The sequence below is a fragment of the Gemmobacter lutimaris genome (assembly GCF_003570715.1).
GTDB lineage: Bacteria > Pseudomonadota > Alphaproteobacteria > Rhodobacterales > Rhodobacteraceae > Gemmobacter > Gemmobacter lutimaris.
Genome location: NZ_QXXQ01000001.1, coordinates 589,165 through 616,020, shown reverse-complemented (window position 1 = coordinate 616,020; position 26,856 = coordinate 589,165). Strand labels below are relative to the sequence as shown.

Sequence of the window (26,856 nt, the reverse complement as noted above, 5' to 3'; positions counted from 1 at the left end):
CAACCATGCTTCTGGCCATCGACTGCGGCAATACCAACACGGTCTTTTCCATCTGGAACGGGCGCGATTTCATCGCCACATGGCGCATCGCCACCGACCACAAGCGCACAGCGGATGAATATTTCGTCTGGCTGTCCTCGCTGATGATGCTGACCAAGACCGAGGCGCAGATCGACGAGGCAATCATCTCATCGACCGTGCCGCGCGTGGTGTTCAACCTGCGCGTGCTGTGCAACCGCTATTTCGATTGCCGCCCCTTGGTGGTGGGCAAGCCGGAATGCGCGCTGCCGGTGGCACCGCGTGTGGATCAGGGCACCACGGTCGGGCCGGACCGGCTGGTGAATACCGTGGCGGGCTTTGACCGGCATGGCGGCAACCTGATCGTGGTCGATTTCGGCACTGCCACCACCTTCGATGTGGTGGATACCGATGGCGCCTATATCGGCGGGGTCATCGCGCCGGGCGTGAACCTGAGCCTTGAGGCCCTGCATATGGCCGCCGCGGCCCTGCCGCATGTGGATGTCACCAAGCCGGCAACAGCCATCGGCACGAATACGGTGGCCTGCATGCAGTCTGGGGTGTATTGGGGATATATCGGTCTGGCCGAAGGCATCGTGCGCCAGATCCGGGCGGAGCGTGACCGCCCGATGAAAGTGATTGCCACAGGGGGGCTTGCGCCTCTCTTTCAGCAGGGCACCGACCTGTTCGATTCGGTGGAGGACGATCTGACAATGCACGGGCTCGTTCTGATCCATCGCCATAACAAGGAACTGGAAACCGTATGAGCGTGAAGAACCGCCTGATCTATCTGCCACTCGGCGGGGCCGGCGAAATCGGGATGAACTGCTATGTCTACGGCTACGGGCCGGAGGGGCGTGAGCGGCTGATCGTCGTCGATCTGGGCGTGACCTTCCCGGACATGGACACCACACCGGGCGTCGATCTGATCATGCCCGATATCGCCTGGCTGGAAGCGCGCGCCGACCGGATCGAAGCGATCTTCATTACCCATGCGCATGAGGATCACATCGGCGCGCTGGGGCATCTTTGGCCCAAGCTGAAGAAGCGGGTCTATGCCCGGCGCTTCACCGCCGCCATTGGCCGCCTGAAGTTCGAGGAACAGGGGCATCCGCTGGATGTGATCCACACGGTCGAGCCGCGCCCCGCGGTGGTCGAGGCCGGGCCGTTCCGCGTGCAATTCGTGCCGATCGCCCATTCGATCCCCGAAAGCTCCGCGCTGATCATTGACACGCCCGCAGGGCGGCTGGTGCATTCGGGCGACTTCAAACTGGACCCGACCCCCATCGTGGGGGAGGGCTGGGACGAGGCTGCTTTCCGCGCGATTGCCGAGGAGGCGCCGGTCAAGGCGCTGATGTGCGATTCCACCAACATCTTCTCGCCCGCGCCGGGCCGGTCGGAGGCGACGCTGGCCGATCCGATTCATGGCCTCATCGCCAATGCGGGCGGCATGGTGGTTGCGACGACCTTCGCATCGAACGTCGCGCGGTTGAAAACGCTCGCCGAGGCAGGCCGGGCAGCGGGCCGGTCTGTCTGTCTGCTGGGCCGCGCCATGCAGCGCATGGTGAAGGTGGCGCAGGAAACCGGCGTTCTGACCGATTTCCCGACCATCATCCCGTCGGAACAGGCCACGGAAGTCTCGCGCCAGAACCTCATGCTGATCGTCACTGGCAGTCAGGGCGAGCGGCGGGCGGCAACTGCGCAACTGTCGCGTGGCAAGTATCTGGGGCTGGAACTGAAAGACGGCGACATGTTCCTGTTCTCATCGAAAACCATTCCGGGGAACGAACGTGATGTGCTGCGCATCATGAACAGCTTCTCTGAAATGGGCGTCGATGTGGTGGATGACACCGGCGGGCGCTATCACGTTTCGGGCCATGCCAACCGCCCCGATCTGGAAAAGCTGCACGAGGTGCTGCATCCGAAGATGCTGGTGCCGATGCACGGTGAACACCGTCATCTGCGCGAGCATGTGAAACTGGCCGAGGCGCGCGGTATTGCGGGCGAGATTGCCACCAATGGCATGATGCTGGACTTGACGGGCGATACCCCGGAAGTGGCCGAGTATATCGAGACCGGGCGGCTGTATCTGGACGGCTCTGTCCTGATCGGGGCGCTGTCAGGCGTGGTGCGTGATCGTATCCGCATGGCGCTGAACGGTCATGCCATGGTCAACGTCATTCTGGACGAACAGAACGAGCCGCTGGGCGAGGCCTGGGTGGAGTTGATGGGCCTGCCGGAAACCGGCAAGCGCGGGCAGCCGCTGGCCGAGGCGATGGAAGAGGAACTGACCCAGTTCCTCGAAACTGCGCCGCCCAAGGTGATGCGCGACGACGAAAAGACGGAAGAGGCGATCCGTCGCATCGTTCGTCAGGTCGCGGTCGAGGAGATCGGCAAGAAGCCCGAGGTGACAGTGGTCGTCAGCCGTCTGGCCGAGGAATAACTCGGCCCGCCGCCAGAAAATGGGCGCCCTGAAAATGGGCGCCTTGTGGCGCCGCACAAGACCCGGAAATGAAAAGGGGCGCCGCGCGGCGCCCCTTTGTCATTCTGCAGTGGCCTCTTCGACCTGCGGTTCTGGCGTCTCGTCTGCCGGTTGTTCCTTCAGCTTGAAGCTGCGCAGCAGGAAGTCCGGCACATGGTCGCCCATGCCGACAACGCGGTCATCCCGGTCATTGCGGCGGCGGTCGTCGCGCCGGTCCTCGCGGTGGTGGTGCTGATGGTGGCCGGTGCCATGGGTGTGAACATGCTGCGGTGCCGGTGCCGGGGCGGGGGCCGGAGCAACGACCTGCACCTCGGGCTGCACCTCGCGCGGGGCAGTATCGCGCGGCGGCTTCGGACCCTTGCCCTTCGGCGCACGATCCTCGCGGCGCCGGTCATCCTTGCGGCGGTCGTCCCGCTCGCGCGCTTCGGGCAGGGTAAAGCCCTCGGGCAGGCTGCCACGCGGGATTTCCTGTTTCACCAGCGATTCGATATTGGTGAGGTATTTCTCGTCATGCGGGGTGGCAATCGAGAATGCCTTGCCCTTGCGCCCGGCGCGGCCGGTGCGGCCGATGCGGTGGACGTAATCCTCGGGGTGCGAAGGCAGGTCGAAGTTGAACACATGGCTGACCGAGGGAATATCCAGCCCGCGCGCGGCCACATCGGAGGCGACCAGCAGTTGCAACGAGCCATCACGGAAGCCATCCAGCGTCTTCATCCGCTGCGACTGATCCAGGTCACCATGGATCGGGGCCGCATTGAAGCCATGCGATTTCAGCGACTTGGCGACAACATCCACATCCATCTTGCGGTTGCAGAAGATGATGGCATTGGTGCAGGTCTCGCCCTCGGCCCGGATCAGGGCGCGCAGGACGGCGCGCTTTTCGGCAAAGCTGCGGTCCTTGCGGCTGGGCGTGAACTGCACCAGCGCCTGTTCGATGGTTTCCGAGGTGGTGGATTGGCGGGCCACCTCGATCTTCACCGGGTTTGACAGGAAGGTCTTGGTGATCCGCTCGATCTCGGGCGCCATGGTGGCCGAGAAGAAGAAGGTCTGCCGGGTGAAGGGCGTCAGATTGAAGATGCGTTCGATGTCAGGGATGAACCCCATGTCCAGCATCCGGTCGGCCTCGTCCACCACCATGATCTGCACGCCGGTCAACAGAAGCTTGCCGCGTTCGAAATGGTCCAGCAGACGGCCCGGCGTGGCGATCAGCACGTCAACGCCACGGTCAATCAGCTTGTCCTGTTCGCCGAAGGCCACGCCGCCAATCAGTAGCGCCTTGGTCAGCTTGGTATGCTTGGCATAGGTGTCGAAGTTTTCGGCCACCTGCGCCGCCAGTTCGCGCGTCGGGCAGAGCACGAGGCTGCGCGGCATGCGGGCGCGGGCACGGCCCTGACCCAGCAATGTGATCATCGGCAGCGAGAAGCTGGCGGTCTTGCCGGTGCCTGTCTGGGCAATGCCCAGCACGTCGCGGCCCTCAAGGGCGGGCGGAATTGCCTGCGCCTGAATCGGGGTGGGAGTTTCATAGCCGGCTTCGGCGACGGCTTGCAAAACGCGCGGATCGAGCGCGAGATCGGAGAACTTGGTCATCAACGTCCTGTCACGGCGGGATCGGCCCGCGGGGAGGTGGAGGGACGCTGCTTGTCCGGGCGCCCCGGCGTCATGGCATAGGCTGCCTTCCGCCACCTAACGGAAAATTCCTGCCGCGTCAAGTTGGGCCGCCATGTTCCAGCACATCCTTGTAACTGCCCAGCAAGGGAATATTGCCTTCGAACTTCATGCACTCCCGCCGCAGCTTGCGCGCTTCGGGATCTTCCATCACTTCCTCGAACTTGCGCTTCTGGATGGCGATGGACTGGCGCCGCAGGCGTTTCAGTTTGCCATAGGTCGCATCGTCCAGCGCGCCGACCCGCGCGACCAGTCGTTCGCGCCATGGCGCCATGCTGTCATCCACCACGAAATTCTTGTTGCGCAGCGCCCAGTATTTCAGGCCCACCTCCCGGTCGTCCTGATGGGCCGAGCCACGTCGGGTCTTGACCATGAAGGTATCCAGATCGCGCACGATGTAATGGTTGATCTGCGCAAGGCTTTGCCCACCCGGATCGGTGGAGTTGTAATTCTTGATCTGATACTGCCCCGGCACAAGGCCGGAACCATTGACTACGCGCAGCGCGTCTTCATCCACCCCCTCCAGCGGGCTGGGGCGGTGGATGCCGGGGCGTTCAAAATACTTCGGACGGAACAGGCATTTATAGGCGTTGAACCGTTCATCGTCGGCCATCGCATAATCGGCCATGGTGAAGCGTTCGGTCTGCATGCGGAAGCTTTGCTGTCGCTTGCCGGAATTGCCGAACAGCCGCCAGTTGATCTGCGCCACGTCGAAGGGCGGGCTGGCTGCCACGAAATCCTCCAGCCGCCCGTCGCCGGTCTTGATCACCAGAAACTCGTCAAGATCCAGCGCCATGGCGAAATCGGCCTCGGCATAGGATTTCAGGCGCGAGGCCCGGATATAGGCCCTCACCTGATGGGTGCCCCGCGCCGCCGCACTGTTGTCGAAATAGCGAATGGCGCCAAGCTTTTGCAGAGTCGTCAGGATTTCATGCGTCAGGTCATCGGAATCGTTCTGGTAGATCACGATGTCGGTGAAGCCGACTTCCATGTGATGCGCCACCCATTCAAGGATGAAGGGGCCTTCGTTCTTGGCGGTTGCAACCAGAAAGGCGCGGGGGGCGGACATGGAACCTCCTGTCGGTTGCCGATAGTCTGGCGCGATTGGGTCGGGGCCGCAAGGGCGGCGCCGGTCACGCTCCGGTCAGGCTGTGATGCGGGATGGGGCGGTATCCGGCCGTCAGCACGGCAACCAGCGGGGCAGGGGTCAGCACGGTGGCGGGGCCATCGGGCAGGGGCAAGGCAGGTCCATAACCAAGGTCGGGCGTCCACGGATGCAAGGCGCCTTGCCAGATCAGCGCGGGCTGGCCTTCGATCAGGATCATGGCGCCGTCAGGCATGCTTTGCGCGGCAGCAAGATGGCGGCATTGCCGCGCCGGGCGTCCGGCCAGCCGCGCCTTGTGCAGAACCTCGTCGATGGCCTTCGCATCCGCAGGGCCGAACAGCCGTTCCCAGATTCCGCGAAAGCGGTTGTAATCCTCGCGCCGGCATTCGGCGCAGGGCCGGTGCCCGGCGGCCAGCGCCTGCGGCTCGTCGTAAAAGAACAGTTCGGTATAGCTGCGCGGGGCCATCAGCGGGCGCTTCCGGCCTTTGAATGCCAGCTTGCAGCAGATCCAGTTCTTGTGCCGCCAGCGCGCCGGGCCAAGCTGGCCCGCCGCATCATGCAATATCCCGCGATTGCCCATCCATGCGCCGCGAAACGGCACCGCCGCAATCTCGCCCGTTGGCAAGACGCGGTTCGGCCGCGTCACGCCAGCATTTCTTTCGTCGCGGTCAGCTTCAGCTCGGGATAGTCGCGCTGGATGCGATCAATGTCCCATTGAAGGCGGGTCAGGTAAACCACGTCGCCGTCGTGGTCATGGGCGATATGGCCCTTGTTCACATTCAGGAACTTGTCCATTTCAGCCTTCGGCCCTGCCACCCACCGGGCAGAGGTGAATTGCGACGCTTCAAACCGCACGGGCAGCGCATATTCCTGCTCGATCCGGCTGGCCAGCACGTCGAATTGCAGCGCGCCCACCACACCAACGATGAAGCCCGAGCCGATCATCGGCTTGAACACCTTGGCGGCCCCTTCCTCGGCGAATTGCATCAGCGCCTTTTCCAGATGCTTGGCCTTCATCGGATCGGCGGCCCGCACTCCGCGCAGCAGTTCCGGCGCGAACGACGGGATGCCGGTAAAGCGCAGATCCTCGCCCTCGGTCAGCGCGTCGCCGATGCGAAGCTGTCCATGGTTCGGGATGCCGATGATGTCGCCCGCCCAGGCCTCTTCCGCCAACTCGCGGTCGGCAGCGAGGAACAACACCGGGTTCGACACTGCCATCGGCTTTTTCGACCGCACATGCAGCAGCTTCATGCCCCGTTCGAAATGGCCGGAGGCCAGGCGGATGAAGGCCACGCGGTCGCGGTGCTTGGGGTCCATATTGGCCTGCACCTTGAACACCACGCCGGTCACCGGCTTTTCCTCGGGGGCGACCTTGCGGCTGGCGGTGGGCTGCGGCTGCGGTTCGGGGCCGTAGTTCCCGATGCCGTCCATCAATTCCTTCACCCCGAAGGAGTTGATGGCAGAGCCGAACCAGATCGGCGTCATATGGCCTTCAAGAAACGCCTTGCGGTCGAAGGCGGGCAAGAGTTCGCGCGCCATTTCCAGCTCTTCGCGCAATTGCGCCAGCATTCCCGCCGGAACGTGCTGCGCCAGCTTGGGGTCGTCCAGCCCCTTGATCTCGATGGTTTCGGCCACGCGGTTGCGGTCGGCGCGGTCCATCAGTTCCAGTCGGTCGTTCAGGATGTCGTAGCAGCCCAGAAACTCGCGCCCCGAGCCGATGGGCCAGCTTGCCGGTGCCACGTCGATGGCAAGGTTTTCCTGAATCTCGTCGATGATCTCGAACGTATCGCGCGCCTCGCGGTCCATCTTGTTGCAGAAGGTCAGGATCGGCAGGTCGCGCAACCGGCAGACCTCGAACAGCTTGCGGGTCTGGCTTTCCACACCCTTGGCGCCGTCGATCACCATGATCGCCGCATCCACCGCCGTCAGTGTGCGATAGGTGTCTTCCGAAAAATCGCTATGGCCGGGCGTATCGACCAGATTGAAGCGGAACTCGCGGTAGTCAAAGCTCATCGCCGAGGCCGAGACCGAGATGCCGCGGTCCTGTTCCATCTTGATGAAGTCCGACCGTGTGCGCCGCGCCTCGCCCTTGGCCCGCACCTGACCCGCCATCTGGATCGCGCCGCCGAACAGCAGGAACTTTTCGGTCAGCGTGGTTTTCCCCGCATCCGGGTGCGCGATGATCGCGAAGGTCCGGCGGCGGGCGATTTCGGGCGGGAGGGTGGGGCGATTGTCCAGCATGGCCGCGCTTTAGCTCAAAGCGGGCCGGTCGTCCACTGGCGCGAAGGCCCGTCACGCAGCCGTCACCGAAGCTTTGTCTGTGCGCCATCTTCCTGCAATGCGGCACGGCCAGAAGCGGCGCAGCAACACCCAAGCAGGAGATTCCCATGCTGTCGCGCCTTCTGTCCGCCACCGCGCTTTGCGCCACGCTGATCGCCGCCCCGGCCCTGTCGGAAACCACCTTCCCGGCGGTGCTGAAAGGGCAGGCCGTGCTGCCCGCCCTGACGCTGATCGACCCGCCGGCGGATGCCCCTGCGGATGCGCGCGTGTCGGGCAAGTTCACCGGCGCTGCCCGCAATGATATGGCCGAAAGCGTGGCGGGCGATACCGGCGCGATGCATGGCAAGCGCCCGACCGGGCTGAACCTGCCGTTCAATGGCCAGCCGCTTCAGGGCTTTTCCGGTTTCGCCATGCAGCAGGCCGAGGATGGCACCACCTATGTGCTGACCGATAACGGCTTCGGCTCGAAGCTGAACAGCCCCGACGCGCTGCTGTTCTTCAGCCGGATCCTGCCCGATTTCGCCAGCGGCAAGGTCGAGGTGAAGGAAACCCTGTTCCTGCACGATCCTGACCGCAAGGTGCCGTTCCGCATTGCCTATGAAGGCTCGGACAGCCGCTATCTGACGGGCGCGGATTTCGACCCCGAAAGCATCCAGATCATCAATGGCGAGGTCTGGATCGGTGAGGAATTCGGCCCGTTCCTGATCCGCGCCACGCTTGATGGCAAGGTGCTGGCGGTCTATCCGACCATGCAGGGTGAAGAGGTCATCAAATCGGTGGACAACCCGGCCAATTCGGGCACCTCGGTGGTCGGCAAGGACTGGATCGTGCCGCGTTCGGGCGGGTATGAGGGGATGGCGCATCAGCCGGGCACTTCCCTTCTGTGGGCCATGCTGGAAAAGCCGGTGATGACGGCGGAAGGTCAGCCCGAAGGCGCTTTCCTGCGCGCTATGGCCTTTGACACGGCAGCGGAAAAGTGGACGGGGCAGGGCTTCAAGTTCCGTCTGGCCGAAGGTGCAACCGCGATTGGCGATTTCAACTTCATCGACGCGACCCGTGCGCTGGTGATCGAGCGCGACAACGGTGAGGGTGATCCCTCGCTGAAATGCGCGGGCGATCCGGCGCCCGATTGCTTCCCGCTGCCCGCGCTGGTGAAGAACATCGTGCTGATCGACACCGCCAGCGTCGATGCCGAGGGCTTCGTGCGTCGCATCGGCCATATCGACCTGATGGACATTGCCGACCCTGAGGGCGTGAACCGTCAGGAAACCCAGGCCACGCGCGATCTGACCGGCAAGCACACCTTCCCCTTCTTCACCATCGAGGATGTGATGCGGGTGAACGATACGCAGATCATGGTGGCGAATGACAACAACCTGCCGTTCTCGTCGGGGCGCAAGCTGGATGCGGCGGCGGACAACGAAGTGATCCTGCTGGACGTGGCCGAGATGCTTTCGGCGAAGTGAGCCGTCGCGCCTGCCTCACTTCAGGGGCAGGCGCATTTCGGACGTGCCCGAGGGGCAGCAATGCGGATCGTCGGGCTGGTAGCTGAATACAGTCAGCACCAGTTCGCGGCCTGCGGCGGTAGTGTCCAGCCGGGCGGATTTGATGCCGTCTGGCGCCACGAACTCCTGCCAGACGGTCCAGCTTTCGCCCTCTCGTCGCAGCACCATCTGGCGCAGCACGGCGGTATTGCCGCCGCCTTCGGCATAGGCGGCCTGTGTCAGAAGATCGGCATCGCCGTCGCCATCCAGATCGCTCTGCCAGCCCAGCACGAATTCCGGCGCCTCTGCCTGTGACAGGATCGCCAGCACCGCCTCGGGCAGTGGATCTAGTGGTTGCAGATCCTGCGCGGCCAGCGGCGTCGCGGCGATCAGCAGGGCGGCGGGCAGCAGCAGGCGCATCGGCGGGGTCTCCGGTTCTGGGGCCAGCATCGTCTGTGGCGCGTCAGGGTCAAGCCCTTGGGGCCGTGCCGGGTTCCCTATTTCCCGCCCGCGGATTCGCGGCGGCCCAGACCGATCTCCTCCAGTTCCTGCCGACCTGCCTCGGTCCCGAAATGCTGGTTCTGGCTCAGGCCGGGGAAGCGCGCCCTGACCTCGGCGGAAAGTTCGACCGGCAGGCGGTTCACCACAGCCTCGGTCACCATCAGGCTTTCGGCGGGCACGCCCTCGGCATAGATGATCTCGTGCCGTTCGAACACAAGGCTGAAGAAATCGACGAAAGCGCCTTCGCGCAGGAAGATGGTTTCGTCGTTCACCAGATGCTTGGCCTGCACTAGCAGTTCCGAGGTCGGCAGTCCGGGCAGGCGCTGGCGCTGGTAAAGGAACATCCGGTGATGCTGGCTGACGATCAGATCGCCCGCATTGCCCATTGCCCCGGCAGTGATGACGACCGGCGCAAAGGCCCCCACCGCGCGCAGGGTGGCATGGCCGACCCAGCGCACCGGCTGTGGCCCGTGATCGCGCGTCAGCACCCGGTCGCCTGTCGCCAGTGTCTCGATGGCGCGCTGCGATCCGTCGGCCATGGTGATCATGGTGCCGCGCGCGAAGCTGACACAAAGCAGATCTGCCAGCGGCGTATCCTCGGGCGCATCTTCGATCTTGACCAACGTATAGCCCAGCCCGGCGGCCATCGGCGACAGCGGCAGCGCGAACAGGCCGTCCGCCGTGCCGCCAAGCGCCAGCAACAGCAGTTCCACCCGGTTGGCATCGTCGCCCATCAATGTATAGCGCGCCACGATCCGCACCGGATCGCCGGGGCTCCCGAGGTCAGAACCTTGCGCGACCTGCTGCGCATCGGCAGACCGCGCGACGACCAATCGCAACGCCGCAGTCCCCGGTTCCAGTTCATAGACGTCGCCGGGGCAGATGTCTTCGGGCGGGGCAAGCCCGTCGCCCATGTTCACGCCATGCGCGACATAGACCGCATCGGCGGGGAAGACCATGCAGGCCTGTCCGGGCAGAAGGCGGGTCGGTGTGTCGGTCATGGTATGTGCTGTCCTTGGTCTGCGCAAAAGACGCAGCGGGCAAGCGCCTGCCGCGAAATGCTTTTCTGCATCAAGCCATCAAAATGTGCCAGCATTCGGGCAGAAGAGGGGTGGATTGGTGCCGCCTTGGCAACGCCCCGACTGCTTGCTACGGTCTGCCCGCATCATAACGGAGGGCGCGCGATGGATCTGGGCATTCGGGGAAAAAGGGCACTGGTCTGCGCCTCGTCCAAGGGGCTGGGGCGCGGCTGCGCCGAGGCGCTGGCGGCGGCCGGGGTGGAACTGGTGATGAACGCCCGTGGCGCCGAGGCGCTGGTGGCTGCGGCGGCCGAGATCCGCGAAAGCTATGGCGTTCCCGTGACCACGGTCGCGGCCGATGTGACGACCGAGGCCGGGCAGGCCGAGGTTCTGGCTGCGGCGGGGGATGTGGACATCCTTGTCACCAATGCCGGCGGACCGCCGCCCGGCCTGTGGTCGGACTGGAGCCGCGACGATTTCATCCGTGCGCTGGATGCCAACATGCTGGCGCCCATCGCGTTGATGAAGGCTTTGCTGCCGGGGATGATCGAGCGGCGCTGGGGGCGGGTCATCAACATCACCTCGCAATCGGTGAAGGCGCCCATTCCGCAGCTTGGCCTGTCGAATTCGGCCCGCGCCGGGCTGACCGGCTATGTCGCGGGCACCTCGCGGCAGGTTGCGCCCTTCGGTGTGACCATCAACAACATGCTGCCGGGCATCCATGACACGGACCGCGCGACCGCGCTGGATGGTGGCGTGATGCAGGCGCGTGGTATCAGCCGGGACGAAGCGCGGGCCGAACGCATGGCGACGATTCCGGCCCGCCGCTATGGCACGCGCGCGGAATTCGGCGCGATGTGCGCCTTCCTTGCCTCGCAGCATGCAGGTTTCATCGTCGGGCAGAACATCCTGCTGGACGGCGGGGCGACAAACGCGACGCTGTAAGCCGCGCCCCGCCGGGACAATCCCCGGCGGGCTTGCCTTGGCGGGGGGGGCTTGCTAAGGGACGGGGGAAACCCAATCGTTTCAGTCGAGAAATCTGCCGGACTGAAAGACGCCATCGTGACAAGCCTGCCTCCCCGTCTCGAGATCCGGGACATCGTGAAGAGTTTCGGTGCCCGCCGGGTGGTGGATGACGTGTCGCTGTCGGTGATGCCGGGGCAGGTGACCTGCCTGCTTGGCCCTTCGGGCTGCGGCAAGTCCACCACGCTGCGCATCATCGCCGGGGTGGAGATGCAGGACAGCGGCACAATCCATCTGGATGGCCGTCTGGTTTGCGACACGGTGACCCGCGTGCCACCGGAAGGGCGTGGCATCGGGTTGATGTTTCAGGATTTCGCGCTCTTCCCGCATCTGACCGTGGCGCGCAACGTGGCCTTCGGGCTGACCGGCGACCGGGCTGCCCGTGCGCGCCGGGTGGATGAGTTGCTGGAGAAGGTGAACCTCTCAGGCTATGGCGACAAGCATCCGCACCAGTTGTCGGGCGGGGAACAGCAGCGTGTCGCGCTGGCCCGTGCGCTGGCGCCGCGCCCGCGGCTGATGCTGATGGACGAGCCGTTTTCCGGCCTCGACAACCGCCTGCGTGACGGCATCCGTGACACCACGCTGGCGGTGCTGAAGGAAGAGGGCGCGGCTGTCCTTCTGGTGACGCATGAACCCGACGAGGCGATGCGCATGGCCGATGAAATCGCGCTGATGCGCGACGGTCGGATCGTGCAGCAGGGATCGCCCTACAACGTCTATACCCGCCCGGCGGATCGGGCGGCGGCGGCTTTCTTCAGTGATGTCAACGTGATCCGGGGCGTATCGCGTGGCGCGTTGACCCTGACCCCGTTCGGTGAGTTCCTGACCCCCGGCCATGCTGATGGCGGCGAGGTGGAAATCGTCATCCGGCCGCAGCACCTGAAGATCGACTTCGACCGCGCCGGGCGCGGCCCGCACCCGACGCCGATGGACGGCACGCCCGCACGCGGCACGGTGCAGCGCGCGCGGTTCATGGGGCGCGAGAGCCTTGTGGAATTCGTGATGGATTACGACGGCTCGACCCTGACTGCTGCCGTGCCGGGGGTGTTTCTGCCGAAACCGGGCACGGCGCTGTGGCTTATGATCCGGCGGGATCGCTGTTTCGTGTTTCCGGCGCATCGGCGGGCGTGAGTTCGGCGGCGATGCGGGCGCGGTAATCCTCCAGCCGCCGACCCGGTTCATCGGGGTAGGTCTCGCCCGTTTCGGTGATGGCGACGATGCGGTCCACGCGGAAGCTGCGGAAATCGCCGCGCGCCTCGCAGAAGGCGGCCAGCGTCCAGACCCGGCCCCAGAATTCCAGTTGCAGGGGGCGAATGTCACGGTGCGTCTCGGCGCCCTGCGGGTCGATATAGGTGATCGCCAGCCGCTGCCGCGCGCGGATAGCCTGTCGCAGGACCGGTAGATGCGGCGCGGCGCGCTGGGTTTCATCGGCGGAATAGACGAACAGATCGTCGGGTTCGGGCGTCGCCGGGGCAGGGACCACGGCGGCGATCTTGGCCGCCAGCCCGCGCGCCGCGCGCGCCAGCCCCGGATCGGCACCTTCCGCCACCAGCCGCACCCCCAGCCGCAGCGCCTCCATCTCGGGCGGGGTCAGGATCATCGGTGGCAGGGTGATCGGCGCGCGCAGGATGTAGCCCACCCCGCGCTCGCCCTCCACCGGCAGGCCCGAAGCCATCAGCGTCGCCATGTCGCGCCAGATGGTGCGCACCGAGACCTCAAGCCGCTCTGCCATTTCCGAGGCGCGGTGCAACCGCCCGTCGCGCAGGATCTGGATAAGCTCGAAAAGGCGGTCGGTGCGGCGCATGATGGCACAGGCTGACGGCTTGGCGCCCCGGCGTCAATCCGCCAGCGACCAGATCACCCGGTCATGGCGCATCTTGACGGTGGCGCCGTCGATCAGGGCCATGAACGGGGCGAAAGCCGGGTCTTTCACCACGGTCGCGGCTGCCGCCTGTGCCGCCATGATGTCGGACCAGAACACAAGGTCCGTCCAACTGCCATCTTCGCCCTGCATCAGATACCGGGCGAGGAATCCGGGTTGGGTTTTCACCAGCGCCTCGGTTCCCTCTGCGGCGGCAAGGAATTGCACGGGCTGGGTGCCTTCAATCAGATGAAATTGCACGATTTCGGCGATGGTGGTCGGGGTCTGTAGGGGCTGTCGCATGGGAATCTCCTGTTGTTGCGATGGTGCTTTCTCGCAGGGGGCAACTGACATATAGCTGTCAGCAATCCGCCGCATCGCAGCGGATTCGGGGCTTACGCCGGGCGATGGCTTGGGTAAGCCTGTGGCCAAAGACACTTCCCATTGGAGGAATTCGACATGCAGATGGGACCCTGGCAACTGCTGCTTATCGCCGTCGTGGTGCTGGTTCTGTTCGGCCGCGGCAAGGTCAGCTCGCTGATGGGCGAGGTCGGCAAGGGCATCACCGCCTTCAAGAAGGGCGTGAAGGATGGCGCGAGCGAGATCGAAAGCGCCGCCGATGACACCGTGAAGGCCGACAGCGCGAAAGACGTGACCCCGGCAGACAAGGACAAGGTCTGAGCCGCGGAACGGACAGGCGGGTTCTGACGGGGGAAAGCGATGTTCGATATCGGATGGACCGAACTTCTGGTCATCGGCGTCGTGGCGCTGATCGTCATCGGGCCGAAGGATCTGCCCATGATGTTTCAGCAGCTTGGCCGGTTTACCGGCAAGCTGCGGCGCATGGCGCGTGAATTTCAGGGCGCGATGGAAGATGCCGCGCGCGAGGCGGGCGTGAAAGAGGCGGCTGACGATCTGAAGAAGGCCACCAGCGCCAAGGCACTTGGCCTTGATGCGGTGAAACAGGCGGCTGACAGGTTCGAGAAATGGGACCCGCTGAAACCCGCCACCGGCCCTGCCAAGCCGCAGCCTGATCCTGATGCCCCGCCGCCCGCTGACAATGCCGCCGCGCCCGCGATTGGCAGCGAGACGCAGGCCTTGGCCGAAAAGCAGGCCGCGCGCCGTGCCATCCTGAACGAGACCGGCGACAGGCTGCGCGCGTTGAAAGACGGCGAGGCCCCCGCCGAAAAGGCCCCTGACGCATGAGTGCGAACGACCATATCGACGACAGCGCGGCGCCGCTGATCGAACATCTAAAGGAACTGCGGACCCGGATCCTTTATGCGATCTCGGCTTTCGTGGCCTGTTTCATCATCGGCTATATCCTGTGGAAGCCGATCTTTGCCTTTCTGGCGCGGCCGATGTGCGTCGTGCTGGCCGAGCGCGGGCAGGAATGCCAACTGATCCTCGTGAAGATGCAGGAGGGCTTCTTCGTCGCCATCCGCATCGCCATGTGGGGCGGCTTCGCGCTGGCCTTCCCGATCATCGCCTATCAGTTGTGGCGGTTCGTGGCGCCAGGGCTTTATCGGTCCGAGAAGAACGCTTTCCTGCCGTTCCTTGTGGCCTCTCCCGTGATGTTCCTGATCGGCGCGGCCTTCGCCTATTTCATCATCCTGCCCTTCGCCTTTGGCTTCTTCCTGGGCTTTCAGGATCAGTTTGCCAGCGATCTGGCGGGTGGGGGGGATCTGAGCGCGCCACCGGCGGGCGTGGTCTTCCAGGGTTCGATGGAAAGCTATCTGTCGTTGACCATGACCTTCGTCATGGCCTTCGGCCTGTGCTTCCAGCTTCCAGTTTTGCTGACCCTGATGGGGCGGGCGGGGCTGATCTCGTCCAAGGGACTGAAAGCCATGCGGAAATACGCGGTGGTCGGCATCCTCGCCGTGGCCGCCGTGGTGACGCCGCCCGATATGTTCAGCCAGATCATGCTCTTCGGGGCGATCTACCCGCTTTATGAAATCTCGATCCTTCTCATCGCGCGGTTTGAACGCGACCGTGAGGCGCAGGCCCGTGCCGATGGCACCTGGGTCGAGGACGAGGACGACGACCCCGAGGGCGAGGACTACAAGTGACCGACCCTTTGCTGCGTATCGCCGAGGCGCTGGAGCGTCTTGCCCCGCCGCTGCCGCCCGCGCCGGACATCGGCGCGGCCCCGGCTTTCGTCTGGCATACCGGCCCTGACCGGCTGGAGCCTGTGACGAAGGTGGCGCGGGTGGATCTGGATCTGCTGATCGGTGTGAACCGGGCGCGTGACACGCTGCTGGTGAATACCCGGCATTTCGCGCAGGGCCTGCCCGCGAATAACGCGCTTTTGTGGGGCGCGCGGGGGATGGGGAAATCGAGCCTCGTGAAGGCGATCCATGCCGCCGTGCGGGCCGAGGGGTTGGACTTGAAGCTGGTGGAACTGGCGCGCGAGGATTTGCCTTCGGTCGGGCGGCTTCTGAACCTTCTGCGGGCCTCCGACGCGCGGTTCGTGCTGTTCTGCGACGATCTGTCGTTCAGCCATGACGACCAGCATTACAAGAGCCTGAAAGCCGTGCTGGATGGCGGGATCGAAGGGCGGCCGGAGAATGTGATCCTTTACGCCACCTCGAACCGCCGCCACCTGATGCCGCGCGACATGATCGAGAACGAGCGTTCGACCGCGATCAACCCGAGCGAGGCGGTGGAGGAGAAGGTGTCGCTGTCCGACCGTTTCGGGCTGTGGCTGGGCTTCCACCCCTGTTCGCAGGACGATTATCTGGCGATGATCGACGGCTATTGCGCGGCTTACGGGGTGGAGGTGGCGCCCGAGGTGCTGCGGGCCGAGGCCATCGAATGGCAAGCCACGCGCGGCGCGCGCTCGGGCCGGGTGGCCTGGCAGTTCTTCACCGATCTGGCAGCGCGTCACGGCGTGCGCGTATCCTGAAACCGACATCTTGAAACAGGGGGCGGCGCGCCGGGGGCATCGAGCCCCCGTCACCCCGGCTGGCGCGGAAGGTGGCCCGGCGTGATGCGGGACGGCGGGCGGCGGAGCCTCCGGCGGGGATATTTGGGCCAAGATAAAGGGCGGATGCTGTGCGGCACCCGCCCTTTGCGTTTATTGCAGGTAGGATGCTTATTGGAGGTAGGACATGGGATCGACGGAGTCGAAGCCCTTGCGCACCTCGAAATGCAGGAAGGACGGGCTGCCGGCCCGGACCTTGGCGATCTGCTGGCCGCGTTTGACCGAGGCACCCTTGGCCACCGCCACCGCGTCGATACCGCCATAGACTGTCAGCAGGTTGTTGGCATGACGGATCACAAGGATCGGCACGCCATCGGTGTTCTTGGTGATGGCGGCCACTGTGCCATCGGCGGCGGAAACCACACCTGCGCCAGCGCTGGCTCCGATGTCGATGCCTTCGTTCTTGCCCTTGGCATAGGGACGGATCACCTGACCACTGACCGGCATGGCAAGCTTGGAGGCGGAGGCACCGCTGCGGTTGGTCCCGAGATCGGCCACAGGTTTTGCGGCCGGTGCGGCGGCCTTGGTGCCGTCGGGTTTCTTGGTTGCGACAGGCGGTTCGTCCTTCGGCGGCAGCGGTTTGGCGGCAGAGGGCGGCACGGGCGTAGGCGAGCCGGCACCCGGTTGGGTGACGGGTTCAGGTGCGGCGGCGACCGGCACGGGCGTAGCCGCTGTGGGGATCAGCAGATACTGTCCCTCGCGCACCGTCATATTGGCGTCGAGACCGTTCCAGTCGGCCAGCGACTTGGCCGAGACGTTATAGGCGCGGGCGATGGTGAAGGCGGTTTCGCCGCGTTTCACCTGATGGCGGGCGGGTTCGACGCCGGGTGCGGCTCCGGCAGCATCGGCGCCCTTCTGCCAGCCCTGTGGCGCAGTGGCGGGTTTCGGGGCCGCGCGGTCGATGGCGGCACTGGCCAGCGGGGCCACGTCGATCGAACCCGATCTGATCGGGGCACCGACGATTGCGCCGGTGGCCGGAGCGATTGGCGCGGCCCCTTCCGCGACGCGGCGGGGCAAGGCGAGGATCTCGCCCTCGCGCACCGGGTCGTTCGGGTTGACCGCGTTGTAGCGGGCCAGTTCACCGGGGTCGATGCCGATGCGGGCCGCGACGCTGGCTACGGTATCGCCGCGCCGGGCGACGACCACCTGATAGCCGGGGTAGGAGATCACGCCGCGCCCGTCGGGGCTGGGTCTTGCGGCGGTGGCGGCGCGGGCGGCATCGGCGGTAGAGACACCACCGGGCCGAAAATCCCAGTCGAAAGGTTTTCCGCCGCCATTGCCGCAGGCCGCGACGAGCAGAAGGCTGCCGCCAAGGCCGAGGGCGCGGAGCGGGGGAATGGCAAGAAAGGTCGATCGCATGGCTCTGCCTCGTTCCTGCCCGGTTGATCCGGGTCGCGTTGCGTTACGCTTCATATAGTGCGCGCCAGACTATTCGGACGCAAGCCCTTCGACCAGCGGAACGAAGCGAACGGGGCGCAACTCTTCGTAATCGAAGCCGTTGGGCTGGCGCGTGACCTTGATCAGGCTCTGCACCGCATCGGATTGCCCGACCGGCAGAACCATGATGCCGCCGGGTTTCAGTTGCGCCAGCAGGGGGCCGGGCGGGTCTTCGGCGGCTGCGGTGACGAGGATACGGTCGAAAGGGGCCTGTTCGGGCCAGCCAAAACTGCCATCCCGCGCGACAGCGGTGATATTGGTCAGGCCCATGGCACGGAACAGATCGGAGGCCTCGCGCACAAGGCGGCGGTGGCGGTCAATCGTGTAGACGCGACGGGAGAGCTGGCTGAGGATGGCGGCCTGATAGCCGGAGCCGGTGCCGATTTCCAGCACCACATCCCGCGGCTGCACCCCCAACGCCTGTGTCATCAGACCGACGACCGAGGGTTGCGAGATGGTCTGCCCGCAGGAAATGGGCAGTGGCATGTCCTCATAGGCACGTTCGGCGAACAGACCCTTGACGAAAAGGCCCCGGTCGATCCGTTCCATGGCGGTCAGAACGCGGCTATCGGTGACGCCGCGCGAGCGCAGGGCAAAGAGAAAGCGCATCTTGCGTTCGGCCGGGTCGTCTTCGTGATCCGGCGTCCCTGTGGTCATGCGAGACCTGCCGCCAGATCGGCCAGAACATCATGGGCGGTCAGATCAGCCCGCATGGGCGTAACCGAGATATAGCCGTCCAGATTGACGGCGGCATCGGTGCCCGGCGCGGTGGGGCGATGTTGCGGGCCGCCCTTGATCCAGAGGAAGCGCTTGCCCGAGGGCGAGATATGCGGATCGGCGGAAAAGCTGGTATCGCGGCGGAACCCTTGGGCGGCGGCGCGGATGCCCTTGACTGCCGCGCCCGCGACAGGCGGGAAATTCACGTTGTAGAACAGCCGGTAATCAGCCTCGGGCTGCCAGAGCCCGGTATCGAGGATACGGCGCACCACCGCCGCGCCATGCTGGCGCGCGGCCTGAAACGGATCATCCAGTTCGGCGGTTTGCGGCCCCATGAACTGCGACAGCGCAATGGCGGGAATACCTTGTAGCGCCGCCTCCATCGCGCCGCCGATGGTGCCGGAATAAAGCGTGTTCTCGGCGGCATTGTTGCCCCGGTTCACGCCCGACAGCACCAGATCGGGCGCCGCGCCCTGCAACACGTCGTAAAGTGCCGCCAGCACGCAGTCGGCCGGGCTGCCCTCGGTCGCGTAGCGGCGCGTGCCAAGCTTGGCGATCAGCATGGGGTGGGTATAGCTGATGCAATGGCCGACGCCGGATTGTTCGAAGGCGGGTGCCACGGTCCAGACCTCGCCCTCTGGGCCCGCGATTTCGGCGGCGATGGCGGCAAGCACCTCAAGTCCGGGGGCGTTGATACCGTCGTCGTTCGTAATCAGGATGCGCATTCGGAAAGCCTTTCGTTGGCATCCTGATTAGACGAGCCCGCGGCATGCGGCAAGCGCCGGGGCGGGATTTCACAGTGGGTGCCGCATGCGGGCCACGCCTGCCCCTCAGGCCAGCGCGAGGCCGCCATCCTCTTGCAGGAAGCGCACCACATCGGCGACGCCGCGACCATGGCGCAACTCGGCCATCACATAGGGGCGGGGGCCACGGGCGCGGGCAGTATCTTCCTCCAGCAGCGCGCGATCCACCCCGACATGCGGCGCCAGATCGGTCTTGTTCACCACCAGCAGGTCTGAACGCGTGACCCCCGGCCCGCGTTTGCGCGGAATGTCCTGCCCGGCGGCGGTGTCGATGACATAGATCGTCAGATCCGCCAGTTCCGGGCTGAAGGTCGCGGCCAGATTGTCGCCGCCGGATTCGATGAGGATCAGATCGAGGTCGGGGAAGTTACGGCGCAGGTCGGCCACGGCGGCGAGGTTGATCGAGGCATCTTCGCGGATCGCGGTATGCGGGCAGCCGCCGGTTTCGACGCCCCGGATGCGATCGGCCGGCAACACCTGCGCGCGCATCAGGTATTCGGCATCCTCGCGCGTGTAGATATCATTGGTGATGACCGCCATCGAACAGCGATCCGCCAGCGCGGCGCAGAGCTTTTCCGTCAGCGTCGTCTTGCCCGCACCCACCGGGCCGCCGATGCCCACCCGCAGCGGGCCATTCATGCTGGTCATGTCCTGAAAATCCTGATGTCCATGGTTTCGTGCCGCATCGCCGCCAGATCGGCGCCGGGGGTGAAGCCGGAAATGTCGTCCAGCGGGGTCGTGGCAAGTTCGGTTGCCAGTGCGGTCAGACCGGGTGCGAGATCATGCAACAGCCGCTGCCCCGCGCCTTGTCCAAGCGGCACAAACCGCACAGCGGCCGACACAAGCTGCGCGGCAAGGCCATGCAGCCAGAGCGTCAGAACCTCCTCTGTTGTCACACGCAGCGGGCGGGTCGCCAGCCCCACCGCCACCGCATAGGGCAGGCCCTCGGGCAAGACGATGCCGGTCATCGCCAGATGCGCACGGGCGAAAGCGGCGCCCTGTTCCAGCATCTCGGTCTCGCGTTCGGCGGATGTAGCGAAGGCCAGCGCCAGATCGGCCAGCATCTGGGGGGTATCGCCCGCGCGAGCCCGCGCCAGCAGGATACCATCGACCCGCCCGTTGCCATGATGCAGCACCGCCCGCACCCAGGGGCGCAGCGCCCCGGCGCTGGTCAGCCCGCCCTCGGCAATCGCCCATTCCAGCCCCTGCGAATAGGCGAAAGCGCCGATCGGAAAGGCGGGCGACAGCCATTGCACCAGATGCAGCCGGTCGGTCGCCTCAGCCATGGACATGGAACTTGCCGTCGCCATGGTGATGGCCGAAGGGGCCGTGGTCGTGCCCCCCATGGTCATGTCCCATCGTGCGGCCGTGGCCATAGGCACCGCCCTCGGGCCGGAACGGCGCGGTCGAGGGCGTCAGCTCCGCCCCCAGCCCGGCCAGCATCTTTTCCAGCACATGATCGCGGCGGATCGCCAGATGGGTGGCGCCGATCTGACAGGGCGTGTGACGGTTGCCGATATGCCAGGCCAGACGTGGCAGATCGCCCCGCACTTCGATGATCTCCTCCGCAGCCGCGATGACCACGATCAGCCGCCCGTCGGAAAGCTGGAACGCATCGCCCTGATCGAGGCTCGTGGTCTCGGCCAGATCGACGAGGAAGGCGCTGTCATCCTCCGCCACCAGCCGCTTGCGCCGCAGGAACCGCGCATCATAGCCCAGCACGACACGCCCGTCTGCCTTAAGCCACTGGCCGCTGCGAAGAATGCCCTGAGCCATGGGGATATTCATGGTCTTTCAACCTTTTGCTGTCTGAGTGAAGGGGAGGGGGCGCCGATGCCGGATCATGGGTCAGAACAGGAAGTAACGCTGCGCCAAGGGCAGGCTTTCCGCCGGTTGGCAGGTCAGCAATTCGCCATCGGCCCGCACCTCGTAGGTTTCCGGGTTCACCTCGATCAGGGGTGTCGCCGCATTCAGCACCAGATCGGATTTCGCCACCTTGCGCGTGCCCTCCACGCCGTGAAGCTGTTTCTGAAGGCCAAGCTGCGCACCGACCCCGTTGGCGATGGCCGCCTGCGACAGGAAGGTGGCACAGCTTTCATGCCGGGCGCGGCCAAGGGCGCCGAACATGGGCCGCGAATACATCGGCTGCACGGGGATCGAGCCGTTGGGGTCGCCCATCTGTGCCAGAACGATCATGCCTCCCATCAGCACCATGTCGGGCTTGGCGCCGAAAAAGGCGGGCGACCACAGCACCAGATCGGCGCGCTTGCCAACCTCGACGCTGCCGATATGGCGCGACAGGCCATGCGCCAGCGCCGGGTTGATGGTGTATTTGGCGATATAGCGGCGCACACGGAAGTTGTCATTCGCGCCGGTCTCCTCGGCCAGCCGCCCCCGTTGCAGCTTCATCTTGTGCGCGGTCTGCCAGGTGCGGGTGATGACCTCGCCCACCCGTCCCATGGCCTGACTGTCCGAGGACAGGATGGAAAACGCCCCCATGTCGTGCAGGATGTCCTCGGCGGCGATGGTTTCCTTGCGGATGCGGCTTTCGGCGAAGGCCACATCCTCGGGGATCGAACGGTCGAGGTGGTGGCAGACCATCAGCATGTCGAGATGCTCTTCCACCGTGTTCACCGTATAGGGCATCGTCGGGTTCGTCGACGAGGGCAGCACGTTCTGGCTGCTGACCACTTTCATGATGTCGGGCGCATGGCCGCCGCCCGCGCCTTCGGTATGGAAGGCGTGGATGGTGCGGCCCTTGATGGCGGCAAGCGTGTTTTCCACGAACCCGCTTTCGTTCAGCGTGTCGGTGTGGATCATCACCTGGACGTCCATGTCGTCGGCTACCGACAGGCAGCAGTCGATCGCGGCGGGGGTGGTGCCCCAATCTTCATGCAGTTTCATGGCGCAGGCCCCGGCCTCGACCATCTCGACCAGGGCAGCGGGAAGCGAGGCGTTGCCCTTGGCCGCGATCCCGAAGTTCATCGGGATGGCATCCAGCGCCTGCAACATCCGTCCGATGTGCCACGGTCCGGGGGTGCAGGTAGTGGCGAGCGTGCCATGCGACGGGCCGGTGCCGCCCCCCAGCATGGTGGTCACGCCGGAATGCAGCGCATCCTCGGCCTGCTGCGGGCAGATGAAATGGATATGCGCATCCATCCCGCCCGCGGTGACGATGCGGCCCTCGCCCGCGATGACGTCGGTCGAAGGGCCGATGGGAATGGTGACGCCGGGTTGCGTGTCGGAGTTACCCGCCTTGCCGATGGCCGCGATCAACCCGCCCCGCAGGCCGATGTCGGCCTTGTAAATGCCAGTATGATCGACGATCAGCGCGTTAGTGATCACCGTATCTGGCGCGCCTTCGGCCCGTGTCATCTGGCCCTGACCCATGCCGTCACGGATCACTTTGCCGCCGCCAAACTTCACCTCCTCGCCATAGATCGTCAGGTCGCGTTCGACCTCGATCACCAGATCGGTATCGCCAAGGCGCAGCCGGTCGCCCGTGGTCGGACCATACATCGCCGCATAGGCGGGGCGCGAGATTCTCACGGCCATTCACAGATCCCCCATGACTTTCTGGTTGAAGCCGAACACGCGACGTGCGCCGCCGAAGGGCACCAGCCGCACCTCGCGACTTTGCCCCGGTTCAAAGCGGACGGCCGTGCCTGCCGCGATGTCCAGCCGCATGCCGTGCGCCGCCACCCGGTCGAAGCTAAGGCCGGGGTTGGTTTCGGCGAAATGGTAATGGCTGCCGACCTGCACGGGCCGGTCGCCGGTATTGGCCACCATCAGGGTCAGACATTCGGCGCCCTCGTTCAGGATGATGTTGCCGTCGGCTGGAAAAATCTCTCCGGGGACCATGGACTTACCCCGCAATGGCGAGTGCGAGGCCCGCCACGGCCGTCGCGCCGCCAAGGCCGCGCACCAGCGCGGCCCGTGACAGCCGCACCAGCCCGATGCCAAGCCCGACACCGGCCAGATGCAGCGCCATGGTTGCCAGCGCGAAGCCCGCCGCATAAAGCGCGAGCCCGGCTTCCGGGCCTTCCGCGCCATGGGCATGACCGTGGAACAGGCCGAACAGCGCCACCGCCGCCAACGCATGTGGCAGGGCCGGACGCAGCGCCAGTGCGGCAGCCGCACCCAGTGCAACGATGGAGGCCAGGATCATCGGCTCTACTCCTGGCAGGGGCATGCCCGCCGCACCGGCGGCGCCCCCGGCCAACATGGCCACGACGAAGGCCAAGGGCAGCGCTGGCAATGCCCGCCCACCCAGAAGTGCCGCCCAGAGGCCGACGGCAACCATGGCCAGCACATGATCGGCCCCACCCAGGGGATGCCCGATCCCGGCGGCAAGTGCATTGCCACCGATATGGCCAGAATGGGCCAGAGCCGCGCCGGGCAGCAGCAGCAGGCTTGCGGAAAGGAGAATGCGTTTCATGTATGGCCTCCTGGCGTGGCGGATCAGCGGATCGGGTGATGGACGGTGACGAGCTTGGTGCCGTCGGGAAAGGTGGCCTCGACCTGAACGGAATGGATCATTTCGGGCACACCCTCCATGCATTGTTCCACGGTGATGACATGGGCGCCGGTCTCCATCAGATCGGCAACGCTGCGTCCGTCACGGGCGCCCTCGACCACGAAATCGGTGATCAAGGCGATCGCTTCGGGGTGGTTGAGCTTCACGCCACGCGCCAGCCGGTTGCGGGCGACCATGGCGGCGAGGCTGACCATCAGCTTTTCGCGCTCGCGGGGGGTCAGGTTCATACGATGTCTCCATTCATCTGCCAGACGCGCGGCAGCGGGCCGGGGCGAAGCGCGTGGATCGCGCGCGCGAGTTGTCGTTTCAGGGGCCAGCCATCGCGCGCGGTGAAACGTGCAAGGCACCTGCCGTTCCAGCTTGAGGCCGCAGCCACAACGCCGGGTTCGTCCAGCACGGCGCGCAGGCGGGGCAGGGCGTCCTCGGCCCCGGGCGCGATCAATGCCAGCACGGCGAAGGCCCGTGCGCCGCCCAGCAGAGCCGGCGTTTCTGCCTCCGAAAGGTAGCCCGCGTCGATCCGCGTGGTTTCGGCCCAGACCGGGCGCCCGTCCCGCAGGATGCGGCGGCGATCCGTCAGCCGGGCATGGCGTGGGGTTTCGCCCATGGCATGCCGCCCCAGCACCACCGTTTCCGCCATCAACAGCCGGGCGTCATGCGCCAGATGCACTGTCGTGTCGCGTGCCAGAACGCTGTTTTCAAACAGGATCGTCTCTTGTGGCAACCATGCGAGGTCTGCCTGTGGGGCGAGATGGGCGGCAATCTTCACATGGGCCGCGCGCCCGTCGCTGGCATAGGCGCGTTCGGCGGTCTGGGTTGTAGCGCAAAGGCGCAACCCGGCACCAAGGTGCAGCGCAAAGTCCAGACGGTCGCCCCCCGTCAATCCGCCCGAGGTGTTCAGAAGCACAGCTTCTGGCAGATCGCCGGTTACGCGAGGCAACATGATCTTGGCCGATCCCTGCTGACGCAGCTTTCGCAAGCGCGGTTGACCTGCCTGCAAATCCAGCACCAGCGCCGCCTCACCATGACTGCGCTGCAGGCTGATACGCTGAAAATCCCCGTCGGCCATACTATTTGGCGCCCCCAAACTGCCTGCCGGCGGTCTGAACGAAGGCCCGCAGCGGTCTGCCTATGGTCTGCCGCCATGACGGCGGGGGCAATCTTGCCTGAGTTGACGAACACAGCGGTTCAGAAGGCGGCAGGGGGTTGCGATGAAATGTTGTGCGGGAAGATGAAAATAAGGGCCATAAAGGAACGGCGCATCCGGGATTGCGCTGGCACCGCCGAGTTGCTAAATGCCATCCCAAGGCCCCTATAGCTCAGCTGGTAGAGCAGCAGTTTTGTAAACTGACGGTCGGCGGTTCAAGTCCGTCTGGGGGCACCAGTTTTCCAGCTTTGCGTCGGTTGCGGCAGGGGTGTCAGCCCCTGCGCGAGATCAGCTGTTGCCACGGCGGGCGAACAGGCCCGCGTCCTCGGCCGCCCGGCGCAGGGCGCGGGATTTGTTGACGGTTTCCTGATATTCCGCCTCGGGGTCGCTGTCATAGACCACGCCGCCGCCGGCCTGGATATACAGCGCTTCGTCCTTCAGGACGGCCGTGCGCAGCGCGATGCAGAAATCCATCTCGCCATTGGCGGCGAAATAGCCGACGCCGCCGCCGTAGACGCCGCGCTTTTCAGGCTCCAGCTCGTCGATGATCTCCATCGCGCGGACTTTGGGCGCGCCGGAAACCGTGCCAGCGGGCAGACCGGCCAGCAGGGCCGACAGGGCGTCCTCGCCTTCCGCGATCTGGCCCACCACGTTGGACACGATGTGCATGACGTGACTGTAGCGTTCGATGATGAACTTCTCGGTCGGACGCACGCTGCCCACCTTTGCCACCCGGCCAACATCGTTGCGGCCAAGATCCAGCAGCATCAGATGTTCGGCCAGTTCCTTCTGGTCGGCCAGCAGATCAGCCTCAAGCGCCTTGTCCTCTTCCGGCGTGGCGCCGCGTGGGCGGGTTCCGGCGATCGGGCGAATCGTCACCTCGCGTTCGCGCAGCCGCACAAGGATTTCGGGGCTGGCGCCCACCACCTGAAAGCCGCCGAAGTTGAAGAAAAACATGAAGGGCGACGGGTTGGTCCGGCGCAGCGAACGGTAAAGCGCGAAGGGCGGCAGTTCGAACCGCTGTTTCCAGCGCTGTGAGGGCACGACCTGAAAGATGTCGCCCGCGCGGATATAATCCTTCGCCTTCTCGACAGCGGCCTTGTAGCCGTCATGCGTGAAGTTCGATTGCGCCTCGCCCACCGGCGCGGCCTCGCCCAGATCGCGCTGTGCGGCGGGCGCGCGGTCCAGATCGCGCAGCGCATCCATCACGCGCTCGGCTGCCTGCGCATAGGCCGCGCGGGCCGAGAGGCCCGAGCCGGTCCAGGCAGGGGAAACGATGGTCACTTCGCCCTTCACACCGTCCAGCACGGCAATGACCGAGGGGCGCATCAGCACCGCATCGGGCAGGCCCAGCGGATCGGGGTTCACGTCGGGCAGATGTTCCACCAGACGGATCATGTCATAGCCCAGATAGCCGAACAGCCCCGAGGCGATGGCGGGCAGATCCTCGGGCATATCCACCCGGCATTCGGCCAGCAGGTCGCGGAGTGTTTGCAGCGGGTGGCCTTCCAGCAGACGGAAGGCCGCCGGATCGAACCGCGCTTCGCGGTTGATCTCGGACGCCTCGCCCCGGCAGCGCCAGATCAGGTCGGGCTTCATGCCGACCACCGAATAGCGCCCGCGCACCTCGCCGCCCGTCACACTTTCCAGCATGAAGGTATCGGCGCGCGCCTCGGCCAGTTTCAGCATCAGGCTGACAGGCGTATCCAGATCGGCGGCGAGACGGGCATAGACCAACTGGTTCTTGCCCGCGTTCCAGCCGCGTTCAAAGGCTTCGAAAGATGGGATCAGGGTCAT

Annotated in this window: 29 protein-coding genes and 1 tRNA gene; 10 read left to right on the top strand and 20 right to left on the bottom strand. The window is 65.4% G+C overall.

The genetic code is table 11. The annotated features are described in order from the left end of the window. The first annotated feature begins 5 nt into the window (after nt 1–5). The gene (locus D2N39_RS02915; protein ID WP_119133263.1) at nt 6–785 is read left to right on the top strand and encodes a type III pantothenate kinase; all 780 of its coding nucleotides are present in this window, start codon (nt 6–8) and stop codon (nt 783–785) included. Next, nucleotides 782–2,461 carry a ribonuclease J gene (locus D2N39_RS02910; RefSeq protein WP_119133262.1) on the top strand — a complete coding sequence of 560 codons (1,680 nt, stop codon included), beginning with the start codon at nt 782–784 and terminating at the stop codon, nt 2,459–2,461. The genes D2N39_RS02915 and D2N39_RS02910 overlap by 4 nt, the downstream gene beginning before the upstream one ends. A 99-nt stretch (nt 2,462–2,560) precedes the next feature. On the opposite strand, the gene D2N39_RS02905 is transcribed toward D2N39_RS02910, so the two are convergent. The 4 genes from D2N39_RS02905 to D2N39_RS02890 form a co-directional block, all read right to left on the bottom strand. Next, the gene (locus D2N39_RS02905; RefSeq protein ID WP_119133261.1) at nt 2,561–4,087 is read right to left on the bottom strand and encodes a DEAD/DEAH box helicase; all 1,527 of its coding nucleotides are present in this window, start codon (nt 4,085–4,087) and stop codon (nt 2,561–2,563) included. A gap of 118 nt (nt 4,088–4,205) precedes the next feature. Then, nucleotides 4,206–5,234, bottom strand: a complete 1,029-nt coding sequence (locus D2N39_RS02900; protein WP_119133260.1) for a glycosyltransferase family 2 protein — start codon at nt 5,232–5,234, stop codon at nt 4,206–4,208. Nucleotides 5,235–5,298: 64 nt separating this feature from the next. Next, on the bottom strand, nt 5,299–5,916 hold the full coding sequence (locus D2N39_RS02895) for a hypothetical protein (protein WP_119133259.1): 618 nt from the start codon (nt 5,914–5,916) through the stop codon (nt 5,299–5,301). Then, entirely contained in the window at nt 5,913–7,511 is a 1,599-nt protein-coding gene (locus D2N39_RS02890; protein WP_119133258.1) for a peptide chain release factor 3, read from the bottom strand. The genes D2N39_RS02895 and D2N39_RS02890 overlap by 4 nt, the downstream gene beginning before the upstream one ends. A gap of 146 nt (nt 7,512–7,657) precedes the next feature. On the opposite strand from D2N39_RS02890, the gene D2N39_RS02885 reads away from it, so the two are divergent. Beyond that, complete coding sequence (locus tag D2N39_RS02885) at nt 7,658–9,016, top strand: esterase-like activity of phytase family protein (protein WP_119133257.1); 1,359 nt, start codon at nt 7,658–7,660, stop codon at nt 9,014–9,016. A gap of 15 nt (nt 9,017–9,031) precedes the next feature. Here the strand turns inward: D2N39_RS02885 and D2N39_RS02880 are convergent, their stop codons facing one another. Then, complete coding sequence (locus D2N39_RS02880; protein WP_119133256.1) at nt 9,032–9,454, bottom strand: hypothetical protein; 423 nt, start codon at nt 9,452–9,454, stop codon at nt 9,032–9,034. Nucleotides 9,455–9,531: 77 nt separating this feature from the next. Then, nucleotides 9,532–10,536: a Hint domain-containing protein gene (locus D2N39_RS02875; RefSeq protein ID WP_233557035.1), complete on the bottom strand. Its 1,005-nt coding sequence runs from the start codon at nt 10,534–10,536 to the stop codon at nt 9,532–9,534. Nucleotides 10,537–10,719: 183 nt separating this feature from the next. On the opposite strand from D2N39_RS02875, the gene D2N39_RS02870 reads away from it, so the two are divergent. Beyond that, a complete protein-coding gene (locus D2N39_RS02870; protein WP_119133255.1) occupies nt 10,720–11,499 on the top strand; it encodes an SDR family oxidoreductase in 780 nt (259 codons plus the stop codon). A 117-nt stretch (nt 11,500–11,616) separates the two neighbouring features. Then, on the top strand, nt 11,617–12,708 hold the full coding sequence (locus tag D2N39_RS02865; RefSeq protein WP_199725184.1) for an ABC transporter ATP-binding protein: 1,092 nt from the start codon (nt 11,617–11,619) through the stop codon (nt 12,706–12,708). On the opposite strand, the gene D2N39_RS02860 is transcribed toward D2N39_RS02865, so the two are convergent. Continuing rightward, nucleotides 12,656–13,381 carry a helix-turn-helix transcriptional regulator gene (locus D2N39_RS02860; RefSeq protein ID WP_119133254.1) on the bottom strand — a complete coding sequence of 242 codons (726 nt, stop codon included), beginning with the start codon at nt 13,379–13,381 and terminating at the stop codon, nt 12,656–12,658. The genes D2N39_RS02865 and D2N39_RS02860 overlap by 53 nt on opposite strands. A 33-nt stretch (nt 13,382–13,414) precedes the next feature. Further along, entirely contained in the window at nt 13,415–13,741 is a 327-nt protein-coding gene (locus D2N39_RS02855; protein WP_119133253.1) for a hypothetical protein, read from the bottom strand. A gap of 156 nt (nt 13,742–13,897) precedes the next feature. On the opposite strand from D2N39_RS02855, the gene tatA reads away from it, so the two are divergent. Genes tatA through D2N39_RS02835 form a run of 4 tightly spaced genes read left to right on the top strand, consistent with a single transcriptional unit; the run spans nt 13,898 to nt 16,343 of the window. Continuing rightward, entirely contained in the window at nt 13,898–14,119 is a 222-nt protein-coding gene (gene tatA, locus D2N39_RS02850; protein ID WP_119133252.1) for a twin-arginine translocase TatA/TatE family subunit, read from the top strand. Between the two features lie 39 nt (nt 14,120–14,158). Then, the gene (gene tatB, locus D2N39_RS02845) at nt 14,159–14,644 is read left to right on the top strand and encodes a Sec-independent protein translocase protein TatB (RefSeq protein ID WP_119133251.1); all 486 of its coding nucleotides are present in this window, start codon (nt 14,159–14,161) and stop codon (nt 14,642–14,644) included. Next, complete coding sequence (tatC, locus tag D2N39_RS02840) at nt 14,641–15,507, top strand: twin-arginine translocase subunit TatC (protein ID WP_119133250.1); 867 nt, start codon at nt 14,641–14,643, stop codon at nt 15,505–15,507. The genes tatB and tatC overlap by 4 nt, the downstream gene beginning before the upstream one ends. After that, nucleotides 15,504–16,343: an ATP-binding protein gene (locus tag D2N39_RS02835; RefSeq protein ID WP_119133249.1), complete on the top strand. Its 840-nt coding sequence runs from the start codon at nt 15,504–15,506 to the stop codon at nt 16,341–16,343. Before tatC ends, D2N39_RS02835 begins: the two co-directional genes overlap by 4 nt. A 189-nt stretch (nt 16,344–16,532) precedes the next feature. On the opposite strand, the gene D2N39_RS02830 is transcribed toward D2N39_RS02835, so the two are convergent. The 11 genes from D2N39_RS02830 to D2N39_RS02780 form a co-directional block, all read right to left on the bottom strand. After that, the gene (locus D2N39_RS02830; protein ID WP_119133248.1) at nt 16,533–17,780 is read right to left on the bottom strand and encodes a M23 family metallopeptidase; all 1,248 of its coding nucleotides are present in this window, start codon (nt 17,778–17,780) and stop codon (nt 16,533–16,535) included. A gap of 69 nt (nt 17,781–17,849) precedes the next feature. Further along, nucleotides 17,850–18,515, bottom strand: a complete 666-nt coding sequence (locus D2N39_RS02825; protein ID WP_119133247.1) for a protein-L-isoaspartate(D-aspartate) O-methyltransferase — start codon at nt 18,513–18,515, stop codon at nt 17,850–17,852. Further along, entirely contained in the window at nt 18,512–19,300 is a 789-nt protein-coding gene (gene surE / locus D2N39_RS02820) for a 5'/3'-nucleotidase SurE (RefSeq protein WP_119133246.1), read from the bottom strand. Before surE ends, D2N39_RS02825 begins: the two co-directional genes overlap by 4 nt. 105 nt (nt 19,301–19,405) lie before the next feature. Then, nucleotides 19,406–20,026 carry an urease accessory protein UreG gene (ureG, locus tag D2N39_RS02815; protein ID WP_119133245.1) on the bottom strand — a complete coding sequence of 207 codons (621 nt, stop codon included), beginning with the start codon at nt 20,024–20,026 and terminating at the stop codon, nt 19,406–19,408. Continuing rightward, nucleotides 20,023–20,664: an urease accessory protein UreF gene (locus D2N39_RS02810; RefSeq protein WP_119133244.1), complete on the bottom strand. Its 642-nt coding sequence runs from the start codon at nt 20,662–20,664 to the stop codon at nt 20,023–20,025. The genes ureG and D2N39_RS02810 overlap by 4 nt, the downstream gene beginning before the upstream one ends. Beyond that, nucleotides 20,657–21,166, bottom strand: a complete 510-nt coding sequence (locus tag D2N39_RS02805) for an urease accessory protein UreE (RefSeq protein WP_119133243.1) — start codon at nt 21,164–21,166, stop codon at nt 20,657–20,659. The genes D2N39_RS02810 and D2N39_RS02805 overlap by 8 nt, the downstream gene beginning before the upstream one ends. Nucleotides 21,167–21,226: 60 nt before the next feature. Beyond that, entirely contained in the window at nt 21,227–22,933 is a 1,707-nt protein-coding gene (ureC, locus tag D2N39_RS02800) for an urease subunit alpha (protein ID WP_119133242.1), read from the bottom strand. After that, on the bottom strand, nt 22,934–23,239 hold the full coding sequence (locus D2N39_RS02795) for an urease subunit beta (protein ID WP_119133241.1): 306 nt from the start codon (nt 23,237–23,239) through the stop codon (nt 22,934–22,936). Nucleotides 23,240–23,243: 4 nt separating this feature from the next. Further along, on the bottom strand, nt 23,244–23,816 hold the full coding sequence (locus D2N39_RS02790) for a HupE/UreJ family protein (protein ID WP_119133240.1): 573 nt from the start codon (nt 23,814–23,816) through the stop codon (nt 23,244–23,246). Between the two features lie 23 nt (nt 23,817–23,839). Continuing rightward, nucleotides 23,840–24,142 carry an urease subunit gamma gene (locus tag D2N39_RS02785; protein WP_119133239.1) on the bottom strand — a complete coding sequence of 101 codons (303 nt, stop codon included), beginning with the start codon at nt 24,140–24,142 and terminating at the stop codon, nt 23,840–23,842. Further along, on the bottom strand, nt 24,139–24,981 hold the full coding sequence (locus D2N39_RS02780) for an urease accessory protein UreD (protein ID WP_119133238.1): 843 nt from the start codon (nt 24,979–24,981) through the stop codon (nt 24,139–24,141). The genes D2N39_RS02785 and D2N39_RS02780 overlap by 4 nt, the downstream gene beginning before the upstream one ends. A gap of 239 nt (nt 24,982–25,220) precedes the next feature. On the opposite strand from D2N39_RS02780, the gene D2N39_RS02775 reads away from it, so the two are divergent. Next, nucleotides 25,221–25,296, top strand: a tRNA-Thr gene (locus D2N39_RS02775). A 51-nt stretch (nt 25,297–25,347) separates the two neighbouring features. On the opposite strand, the gene trpE is transcribed toward D2N39_RS02775, so the two are convergent. Further along, a complete protein-coding gene (trpE, locus tag D2N39_RS02770; protein WP_119133237.1) occupies nt 25,348–26,856 on the bottom strand; it encodes an anthranilate synthase component I in 1,509 nt (502 codons plus the stop codon).